We start from the raw sequence: 6,599 nt of genomic DNA, 5'->3' as shown, positions 1-6,599 counted from the left end.
CCACGCCGACCCGGCTAATGTTCATGGGGAGTTCTCCTCATCCTAAGGCTGGTAAGTGATGCACTCACCCACCAGTGTGGCGCAACGACGCCGGTGTAGGGTGGGGAGGACTCCATCCCATTGCTTACGGGCCTTCGCATTTCCCACGTCCATGTGGGTCACAAGGAAAAAAGGTAAAAATACGTAGTTTGTGAGCAGAATTACCGCGAGGCGTTGGGGAAGAAGAGCTGCTGACCCTTCACCTCGAAGCCGGCGATGGCCCGCTGGCCCTCCTCGGAGAGCAGCCAGCGGTGCCACCGTTCGGCGAGGTCGTGCTTGAGGTGCGGGTGGCGCCCAGGGTCGAGCAGCAGGCTGCCGTACTGGTTGAACAGTGCCTCGTCGCCCTCGAACAGCAGCGCCAGGTTCTGGCGATTGTCGAAGGCGACCCAGGTGGCGCGGTCGGCCATCACGTAGGCGTCCATGGCGGCGGCGGTGTTCAGCGTCGGGCCCATGCCGCTGCCCAGCTCGCGGTACCAGGCGCCATCGGGCTCGACTCCGGCCGACTCCCAGAGGCGCAACTCGGCGCGGTGGGTACCGCTGTCGTCACCCCGCGAGGCGAAAGATGCCTGGGCCTCGGCGATACGGGCGAAGGCTTCGGTCACATCGGCGGCTTCGCGGATGCCGGCCGGGTCGTCGTCCGGGCCGACGACAACGAAGTCGTTGACCATCACGTCGGCGCGCTCGCTGGCCCAGCCGTCGGCGACGAATTGCTCCTCGCCCCGGGTGTCGTGCACCAGCAGGGCGTCGGCGTCGCCGCGGCGGGCGATCTCGAAGGCCTGGCCGGTGCCGACCGACACGACCCTTACCTCGATGCCGGTGGCCTCGGTGAACGCAGGGATGATGGCATCGAAGAGCCCCGAGTTCTCGGTGGAGGTGGTGGAGGCCAGGGTGATATGGCCGACGCTCTGGGCGGTGGCGTTAAGCGACAGCCCCATCAGGCCGAGTGCGGCGAGGATGAGTCCGGCTTTCGGCATCTTGTCTTCCTTCTGTGGTTGTCATCCGAGCTACCAGACCAGGTCGCCGTCGATGAAGGCGCGGGTGGTCGGTGAGGCCGGTGTGGTGAAGAAACGCTCGGCGTCGCTGTGTTCGATCAGGCGCCCCTCGTGGAGCAGCACGACGTCGTCCGCCAGCCGTTTCGCCTGGTTCAGGTCGTGGGTGGTCATCAGGATGCGCGTGCCCCGGGCATGGAAGTCGAGGACTGCCGCTTCCACGGCGCGCATCGAGGCCGGGTCCAGGGCGGCGGTGGGTTCGTCGAGGAACAGCACCTCCGGTGCGAGCAGCCAGGCGCGGGCCAGGGCCAGGCGTTGCTGCTCGCCGCCGGAGAGGACCCGCGCCGGGCGTCTTTCCAGGAGCCCCAGGCCGAAACGCACCAGTGCCTCGCGGGCCAGCGGCTTGCGTGCCCGCCAAGGTGTGCCACTGACGGCCAGGGCGTAGGTGAGGTTGTCCAGGGCGGAACGCTTGAGCAGCACCGGGCGCTGGAAGACCATCGCCTGGCGCGGTGGCTTGCCCCCCCAGTACACCCGTCCGGTGCTGGGGAGCAGCAGGCCGTGGGCCAGGCGCATCAGCAGGCTCTTGCCGGCCCCGTTGGGCCCCATCACCAGGGTGCGCCGGCAGCCGTCGAGGGTGAGGGTCAGCGGCTGGAGCAGCGTCTGGCCGCGGTGGACCATGCTCGCACCCTCGAAGCGCAGGGCGGGAATCGCCACCTCGGGCAACTGGTGGGCCACGTGGGTCATCCCAGTCGCCTCCTGGCCGTCTCGCCCACCACATAGGCGGCGCCGTTGATCAGGGTGACCAGAGCGAGCAGCACCAGGCCGAGCCCCAGGGCCAGCGGCAGGTTGCCCTTGCTGGTTTCCAGCACGATCGCCGTGGTCATTACCCGGGTGACGCCGTCGATGTTGCCGCCCACGATCATCACCGCGCCCACCTCGGCACTGGCGCGACCGAAGCCGGCCAGTATCACCGTCATCAGGCCGAAGCGGGCATCCCACAGCAGGGTGGGGATCCGGCGCAGCCGTGACAGCCCGAGCGACTGCAGCTGCTCGCGGTACTCGGCGTGCAGCTCCTCCACCTGCTGGCGGGTCAGGGCGGCGATGATCGGCAGGATCAGCAGGACCTGGGCGACCACCATGGCGCTGGGCGTGAAGAGCAGGCCGAACTGCCCCAGCGGGCCGGCGCGAGAGAGCAGCAGGTAGACCGTGAGCCCCGCCACCACCGGCGGCAGTCCCATCAGGGCATTGAGTACCACGATCACGGCACCGCGACCGGGGAAACGCCACAGCGCCAGGGCCGCGCCCAGTGGCAGGGCGACGAGCGCGGCGAGGGCCACCGCCGACAGCGAGATCTGCAGCGACAGGGCGACGATCTCCCGCAGCGCCGGGTCGAGGTTCAGCACCAGGCGCAGGGCGGTGGCGAAGGCGTTGTCGGCGGTCGGCATGGTACTCCCTCGTGACTTCCTTGCATCATCTGCATTACAAGACGCCGGTGCATCCTATGCTGAAATTCATGCAGGATGATGCAGTGAAACGACGAGAGACGATCCGATGGCGACGCCCTACACCTACCTCACGACCGCCGAGGCAGCCGACTACCTGCGGCTCAAGGAGCGCAAGGTCTACGATCTGGTCGCCCAGGGGGTGATTCCCTGCACCCGGGTCACCGGCAAGCTGCTCTTCCCGCGCCATAGCCTCGATCTCTGGTTGATGCACCACCTGGAGGGAGACCAGGCCAGTCGACGACCGGCGCCGCCGGTGCTGGCCGGTAGCCAGGATCCGCTGCTGGAGTGGGCGGTGCGCGAGAGCGACTGCGACCTGGCGCTGCTCTGTCACGGCAGCGGCGATGGGGTGCGTCGCCTGGCACAGGGCGAGGCGATGCTCGCCGCGGTGCACCTGATCGACCCCGAGAGCGGTGACTACAATGCCCCGCTGCGTCTCGGCCTGGGCGGCATGCGTGACCTGGTAGGGATGCGTTGGGTGCGGCGCTGCCAGGGGCTGCTGCTCGCGCCGGGCAACCCCCGAGGGCTCACCGGCCTGGCCGATCTCGACCGGCCGGGGCTGGTGGTGGCGCGCCGTCAGCCGGATGCCGGGGCGCAGCGGCTGCTGCGCCACCTGTTGACCCGGCAGGGGTTGGACCTCGAGGCGCTGACCTTCGCCCCCCATCTGGCGCTGAGCGAGGACGACCTGGCCCTGGCGATCCGCCAGGGAGAGGCGGACGTGGGGCTCGGGATCGAGGCGGCGGCGCGCCGCCAGGGTGTCGACTTCCTGCCACTGCATTGGGAGCCCTTCGACCTCCTGCTGCGGCGGCGCGACTATTTCGAGTCGCCGGTGCAGCGCCTGCTGGCCTTCGCCCGGGAGCCGCGCTTCACCGAGCGGGCCGAGGCGCTCGGCGGCTATGACCTCGGCGAGCAGGGGAAGGTGGTCTATAACGCCTGAGGTGGGCGACTTGACGCCTTGCGCCTGTGGGCGATACTGCAGATTAGACCGGTCGGTCTGAAAGGATGGTGTATGACGCATATGACGAAGGAGCGCTTGCTCGAGGCGGGACTCGCCATGCTGCTGGAGCACGGTTACAACGACCTGGGAATTCAGGCGCTGCTGGAGGCGACGGGGACGCCGAAGGGGTCCTTCTATCATCACTTTCGCAGCAAGGAGGACTTCGCCCTGCAGGTCATCGACCGCTACATGGAGGAGGTCCATCACGGCCTGGATCTGAGCCTAGGCAACGCCAGTCTGCCGCCCCTGGAGCGGGTGCACCGGTTCTTCGAGCTGTCGCAGGAGAAGTACCGCCAGGAAGGCTACCTGGGCTGCCTGCTCGGCGGGGTCGGCCAGGAGCTGTCGGGGATCAGCGAGACGTTCCGGCGCAAGATCGAGACCTGTTTCGCCGGCATCGCCGTGCGGGTCGCCGACTGCCTGGAGGAGGCACGGCAGCAGGGTGACCTGCCACCGGACAGAGATCCTCGCCAGATGGCGGACCTGCTGGTGGACTGCTGGGAGGGCGCTGCCTTGCGTAGCCGGTTGTGCCGCGATCCAGGCCCACTCGGGGCCATGCTCGACTTCTATTTCTCTGCCGCTACGCAATAAGCCTTTTTGTGTGGCCGAGACTAAACCGACTGGTCTGTTCATGGTGGCATCTCAAGCCATCCATACACCAACGGTGAGGGTTGGCGTCACCGCCAACCCGGAAGGTGCGGGATGACAAGCACGAGCCTTTACGAGCACCTGGGCGGCGATCAGGGCATCGCCTACTCGCTGAAGGGGGAGATCATGCACGTCTGAGGCGTCCTGGCCAGCCCGGCCTCTCGACCGCCCGGGGCTCTCCCCGGGCGGTCTTATAGCGGCGCCTGCTGGTTGGGCGGGACGATGCCCATGCGCTTCATGCGCCGGTAGATGGTGGGTCGCGACAGCCCGAGTTCGCGGGCCACGGCACTGATGTTCCACTGGTGACGACACAGCGAGCGATGGAGCAGATCCTGCTCGGGGCCTCGGCGAGCCGCCGCGGACGTCATGCCGGTCGTGTCCTGGGCAGCCAGGCCGGGGCTGGCACCGGGGTGGGCCAGCTGGCCGTGGGTGCACTCCTCGGGCAGGTCGTTCACCACGATCTCGTCGCCCTCGCAGGTGGCCAGGGCGTAGTGCAGGGCGTTGTGCAGTTCGCGGATGTTGCCGGGCCAGGGGTAGGCGAGCAGGGCGCTCATGGCATCGCCGCGCAGGCGCACCCGGGCGTCGCGCTGCTGGTTGAGCTCGTCGAAGATGCGGCGGATAAGGTAACCCTTGTCGGCCCGCTCGCGCAGCGGCGGCAGGCGCAGGCTGGCGCCGTTGAGGCGGTAGAACAGGTCCTCGCGAAAACGCCCCTCACCGATCAGCCCACGCAGGTCGCGGTGGGTGGCGGCCACCACCCGCAGGTCGACCTTGATGGGGCGGCTGGCGCCGATCGGCAGCACCTCCTGCTCGGCGAGTACCCGCAGCAGCCGGGTCTGCAGCTGCAGCGGCATATCGCCGATCTCGTCGAGGAAGAGGGTGCCGCCGTCGGCCTGGGCGATCAGCCCCTTCATGCCCTTGCTGCGGGCGCCGGTGAAACTCCCCGGCTCATGGCCGAACAGCTCGCTCTCGATCAGCGATTCGGGCATCGCCGCGCAGTTGATGGCCACGAAGGGCTTGTCGCGGCGTCGGCTCGACTCGTGCAGCGCGCGGGCCATGCGTTCCTTGCCGGTACCGGTCTCGCCGATCACCAGGATGTTGATCGGCTCGTTGCGCAGTCGCGCGGCCCGGGTGAGGGTGTCGCGCATCGCCGGGTCGTCGTCGGCCAGGGCCTCCAGGGGTGCCAGGCTCGAGTCGCGCCGCTCGCCGGTGCCGGGCGCTGCGCTGGCCCGCCGAGGTGGCTCGATCAGGGTGGCGAAGTGGAGTTCGCGATGGCGGTGGGTGCGGAAGGCGCGCACCCGGTCGCCGCTGTGCTGGGGAATGGCCAGCACCTCGTCGACCTCGGCGTCGAGCAGGTCCTGGATGTGCCAGGCCCGGAAGGGGCGTGCCTCGCCGGCCTCCGGCAGCGGGAGCTCGTGGTGGCGCAGCAGCTTGCGCCCGGCGGTGTTGGCCGCCACCAGGCTGCCGTCCGGCTCCATGGCCAGCAGGTAGCGGCGGTTGATCTGCACGAACTCCCGCGAGCGGTCCAGGCAGACGATGGGATGGTCAGCGTAGCGCTGCAGGAAGTAGGCATCCTCGATCATCTTGGCGGTGTACTTGACCAGTTGCAGGGCGAAGGTCTGGGAGTGCTTGGACTCCGGCGAGTGGTAGGCGGAGATGTCGAGCACCGCCAGCAGCTGGCCGTGGGGGTCGAAGACCGGCGCCGCGGTACAGGTCAGCCGGATATGGTGGGCGCTGAAGTGGTCGCTGTGGTGGCAGGTGAGGGCGCTGCGTTCATGGATGCAGGTGCCCACCGCGCAGGTACCAGCACGGGATTCGCTCCAGTCGGCGCCCAGGTAGAGGCCGGTGCGCTGGTGCTCGCGCTGGTCGGCCTTGGCGCCGAGGAACTGCACGGCGATGCCCCGGGCGTCGGTCAGCAGCACCACATAGCCCAGCGAGGCGACCTGGCGGTAGAGCTGCTCGACCCCGGCCCGGGCCACCTGGAGCAGTGCATCGGCCTGGTCCTGGTGCTCGCGCAGGGTGGCCCCGGGCACGTAGCGCGCGGGGGTCGGGCGCGCCGGGTCGAGGCCGTAGCGGTCGATGCAGCGCCGCCAGGAGCGCTCGATCATCGCCGCCTCTCCCTCGGCGCTAGGGCTGGCCAGGGCCTGGAGGATGGTGTCGATATGCTGGCGTTGGCTCAGGGTGGGGGGCATGGCGTGCCTCTGCCGGTCGCGGTCTTGTCGTTGTCTTTTCTTCAAGGTAAGGGCTGGGGTCTCGCCCCGAGATACGACCTTCGTCGCCCCTGTTACAGGTGTAACGCCGGTGTCACGCGGTGTTCGCCCGCGGCTGTCACGACGGTGTAAAGCCGGCACCCGGACCGGCCCCGTCCCGCCTGATATTCCCCCTTTTCATTCAAGGTTTTACTGCACAGTGCGGTATGCCTGGCATGAA

At 68.6% G+C, this 6,599-nt stretch carries 6 protein-coding genes; 2 read left to right on the top strand and 4 right to left on the bottom strand.

Features of this window, described 5'->3' with window-relative positions; genetic code table 11:
• Positions 1 to 200: 200 nt before the first annotated feature.
• From MKP05_RS16975 to MKP05_RS16965, 3 genes are all read right to left on the bottom strand, one after another.
• Entirely contained in the window at positions 201 to 974 is a 774-nt protein-coding gene (locus MKP05_RS16975) for an ABC transporter substrate-binding protein (protein WP_439109003.1), read from the bottom strand.
• A 69-nt stretch (positions 975 to 1,043) separates the two neighbouring features.
• Entirely contained in the window at positions 1,044 to 1,772 is a 729-nt protein-coding gene (locus MKP05_RS16970; RefSeq protein ID WP_110281662.1) for an ATP-binding cassette domain-containing protein, read from the bottom strand.
• A complete protein-coding gene (locus MKP05_RS16965; RefSeq protein ID WP_110281661.1) occupies positions 1,769 to 2,473 on the bottom strand; it encodes an ABC transporter permease in 705 nt (234 codons plus the stop codon). Before MKP05_RS16965 ends, MKP05_RS16970 begins: the two co-directional genes overlap by 4 nt.
• Positions 2,474 to 2,579: 106 nt before the next feature.
• Between MKP05_RS16965 and MKP05_RS16960 the strand changes: the two genes are divergently transcribed.
• Complete coding sequence (locus MKP05_RS16960; protein WP_110281660.1) at positions 2,580 to 3,467, top strand: substrate-binding domain-containing protein; 888 nt, start codon at positions 2,580 to 2,582, stop codon at positions 3,465 to 3,467.
• 72 nt (positions 3,468 to 3,539) lie between these two features.
• Positions 3,540 to 4,115 carry a TetR/AcrR family transcriptional regulator gene (locus tag MKP05_RS16955; protein ID WP_240569385.1) on the top strand — a complete coding sequence of 192 codons (576 nt, stop codon included), beginning with the start codon at positions 3,540 to 3,542 and terminating at the stop codon, positions 4,113 to 4,115.
• A 248-nt stretch (positions 4,116 to 4,363) separates the two neighbouring features.
• Here the strand turns inward: MKP05_RS16955 and MKP05_RS16950 are convergent, their stop codons facing one another.
• The gene (locus tag MKP05_RS16950; RefSeq protein ID WP_240569384.1) at positions 4,364 to 6,361 is read right to left on the bottom strand and encodes a sigma-54-dependent Fis family transcriptional regulator; all 1,998 of its coding nucleotides are present in this window, start codon (positions 6,359 to 6,361) and stop codon (positions 4,364 to 4,366) included.
• Positions 6,362 to 6,599: the final 238 nt, after the last annotated feature.

Source organism: Halomonas flagellata (genome assembly GCF_022487945.1).
Classification (GTDB): domain Bacteria; phylum Pseudomonadota; class Gammaproteobacteria; order Pseudomonadales; family Halomonadaceae; genus Halomonas; species Halomonas flagellata.
Note: the sequence above shows the minus strand (reverse complement) of the source record. Positions and strands in the feature narration are given on the sequence as shown.